Genomic DNA, 2,976 nt, shown 5'->3' on the forward strand with positions numbered 1-2,976 from the left:
AGTAATTTTTCAACATTATCTGGTTCGGTCCTCCAGTGCATGTTACTGCACCTTCAACCTGCTCATGGCTAGATCACCTGGTTTCGGGTCTAATCCTACGAACTATATCGCCCTATTAAGACTCGCTTTCGCTACGCCTACACCTAACGGCTTAAGCTTGCTCGTAAAATTAACTCGCTGACCCATTATACAAAAGGTACGCAGTCACAGCTCAAGGCTGCTCCTACAGTTTGTAAGCATCCGGTTTCAGGATCTATTTCACTCCCCTCATCGGGGTGCTTTTCACCTTTCCCTCACGGTACTGGTTCACTATCGGTCGTATAGGAGTATTTAGGCTTGGAGGATGGTCCCCCCATATTCAGACAGGATTTCACGTGTCCCGCCCTACTCGAGGACCTTGAGACTTTTTACCCGTACGGGGCTATCACCCACTATGGCCAAGCTTTCCAGCTTGTTCCGGTTTTTATCTCAAGGCCACTGGCCTGGTCCGCGTTCGCTCGCCACTACTAACGGAATCTCGGTTGATGTCTTTTCCTTCGGCTACTTAGATGTTTCAGTTCGCCGAGTTTGCCTCGTTATCCTATGTATTCAGATAACGATAACCCTAAAGGGTTGGGTCTCCCCATTCAGAAATCCACGGATCAAAGGTTGCTCTCACCTCCCCGTAGCTTATCGCAGAGTGCCACGTCTTTCATCGCCTCTATACGCCAAGGCATCCACCAGATGCTCTTAAAGCGCTTGATCGAAATTACCCTAACACACGCAGAGATAAATCAAAGATCCATCAAAGCGCATGAAAAAGATCAGATCGTATTCAAGACCAAATTCATACATATCAACAATGTCAAACAACAAGCCTGCAACGCAGGCACCCTCTGTAAAAGAGGATCTCTTTTCTTTCCAGATATAATGTCACAAATTCGAGCTTACGAAGTAAGTGGTGGAGGCAGAGGGGATCGAACCCACGACCTGAAGCTTGCAAAGCTACCGCTCTCCCAACTGAGCTATGCCCCCGGTATAGTTTGCAACTTACCGCTGGTAAGTGGTGGGCCTGGGAAGACTTGAACTTCCGACCTCACGCTTATCAAGCGCGCGCTCTAACCAACTGAGCTACAAGCCCGAAAAACTACCGCTATCTCGACCATCTACCGCGCTATCTAAAGCGCGGCCAATGGCTGCTTGCGACATTATCTGGAAAGGATGCGAGGACGGCAATTTGCCGGTCCGGCATGGTATTTTATAAGTAATCTCAAAAGGCGAACCCTTCGAAATCCTTAGAAAGGAGGTGATCCAGCCGCAGGTTCCCCTACGGCTACCTTGTTACGACTTCACCCCAGTCGCTGACCCTACCGTGGTCGGCTGCCTCCTTGCGGTTAGCGCACCGGCTTCGGGTAGAACCAACTCCCATGGTGTGACGGGCGGTGTGTACAAGGCCCGGGAACGTATTCACCGTAGCATGCTGATCTACGATTACTAGCGATTCCACCTTCATGCTCTCGAGTTGCAGAGAACAATCCGAACTGAGATAACTTTTGGAGATTAGCTTCGCCTCGCGACGTCGCTGCCCACTGTAGTTACCATTGTAGCACGTGTGTAGCCCAGCCCATAAGGGCCATGAGGACTTGACGTCATCCCCGCCTTCCTCCGGCTTATCACCGGCAGTCCCTCTAGAGTGCCCAACTGAATGCTGGCAACTAAAGGTAGGGGTTGCGCTCGTTGCGGGACTTAACCCAACATCTCACGACACGAGCTGACGACAGCCATGCAGCACCTGTCACCGGTCCAGCCGAACTGAAGGAATTCATCTCTGAAAACCGCGACCGGGATGTCAAGGGCTGGTAAGGTTCTGCGCGTTGCTTCGAATTAAACCACATGCTCCACCGCTTGTGCGGGCCCCCGTCAATTCCTTTGAGTTTTAATCTTGCGACCGTACTCCCCAGGCGGTACACTTAATGCGTTAGCTGCGTCACCAAAGTACAAGTACCCTGACGACTAGTGTACATCGTTTACAGCGTGGACTACCAGGGTATCTAATCCTGTTTGCTCCCCACGCTTTCGCGCCTCAGCGTCAGTATCGAGCCAGATAGCCGCCTTCGCCACTGGTGTTCTTCCTAATATCTACGAATTTCACCTCTACACTAGGAATTCCGCTATCCTCTCTCGATCTCTAGACTACAAGTTATAAAGGCAGTTCCCAGGTTGAGCCCAGGCCTTTCACCTCTATCTTTGTAATCCGCCTACACGCCCTTTACGCCCAGTAATTCCGAACAACGCTTGCACCCTTCGTATTACCGCGGCTGCTGGCACGAAGTTAGCCGGTGCTTCTTCTACTGCTACTGTCATCATCCTCACAGTTGAAAGAGCTTTACAACCCTAAGGCCTTCTTCACTCACGCGGCATGGCTGGATCAGGCTTGCGCCCATTGTCCAATATTCCCCACTGCTGCCTCCCGTAGGAGTCTGGGCCGTGTCTCAGTCCCAGTGTGGCTGATCATCCTCTCAGACCAGCTATAGATCGTAGGCTTGGTGAGCCGTTACCTCACCAACTACCTAATCTAACGCGGGCTCATCATAGAGCAATAAATCTTTCCCCCGTAGGGCGTATGCGGTATTAGCAGTCGTTTCCAACTGTTATCCCCCACTCCATGGTAGATTCCCACGCGTTACTCACCCGTGCGCCACTGTCCAGTTCCCGAAAGAACCTTCTCGTTCGACTTGCATGTGTTAAGCCTGCCGCCAGCGTTCGTTCTGAGCCAGGATCAAACTCTCAAGTTGACCTGACTTCTGTCTTAAAACAGAACTCAAATATTACTGACTAGGTTTTGTGTAACTTAATAAGATAAGATTACATGAACTTAGACAGCTCGTTGCCAAAACAACAAACCGCCGTCCACGCATCCTTTCCAATTTCATATCTACAATGTCAAACAACCAAATAACTCCCGGCAACCAAAGCCCCCAAGAGCAAGACGATATA

Annotated in this window: 2 tRNA genes and 2 rRNA genes (1 of these 4 running past the window's edge); all 4 read right to left on the reverse strand. The window is 50.5% G+C overall.

From position 1 onward, the window contains the following. Positions 1-744 (reverse strand): 23S ribosomal RNA (locus tag O4H49_RS20345) (it extends 2,002 nt beyond the left edge of the window). 194 nt (positions 745-938) lie between these two features. Beyond that, positions 939-1,014, reverse strand: a tRNA-Ala gene (locus tag O4H49_RS20350). A 29-nt stretch (positions 1,015-1,043) separates the two neighbouring features. Beyond that, positions 1,044-1,120: transfer RNA gene (locus O4H49_RS20355), tRNA-Ile, on the reverse strand. A gap of 158 nt (positions 1,121-1,278) precedes the next feature. After that, a 16S ribosomal RNA gene (locus O4H49_RS20360) occupies positions 1,279-2,774 on the reverse strand. The 16S and 23S rRNA genes sit together here with 2 tRNA genes alongside, the layout of an rRNA operon. Positions 2,775-2,976: the final 202 nt, after the last annotated feature.

This window comes from Kiloniella laminariae, from assembly GCF_027214005.1.
Taxonomy (GTDB): Bacteria; Pseudomonadota; Alphaproteobacteria; order Kiloniellales; family Kiloniellaceae; genus Kiloniella; species Kiloniella laminariae_A.